The organism is Lacinutrix sp. MEBiC02404 (genome assembly GCF_053601575.1).
Map to the genome: position 1 here is coordinate 1 of NZ_JBSHNV010000037.1, position 315 is coordinate 315.

Consider the following 315-nt stretch of genomic DNA (forward strand, 5'->3'; position numbering starts at 1 on the left):
ATAGTAATTACAGATGTTACTGCTCCTGTTGCTGATCTTGCAACTTTAGCTAATGTAACGGCACAATGTGAAGTAACGACTTTAACGCCACCAACGGCAACAGATAATTGTGGTGGAATAGTTACTGTTACCAACGATGCATCACTTCCTATTACAACACAAGGAACAACCGTCGTAACTTGGACATATACAGATGTTAATCTGAATGCTTCCACACAAACACAAAACATAGTAATTACAGATGTTACTGCTCCTGTTGCTGATCTTGCAACTTTAGCTAACGTAACGGCACAATGTGAAGTAACGACTTTAACC

1 protein-coding gene is annotated in these 315 nt (G+C 39.4%); it reads left to right on the forward strand.

Going from position 1 to position 315, the window contains the following annotated elements:
• Positions 1-315, forward strand: a 315-nt coding sequence (locus ACVCXO_RS00190; RefSeq protein ID WP_452227586.1) for an HYR-like domain-containing protein, incomplete at both ends; no start/stop codon positions are given.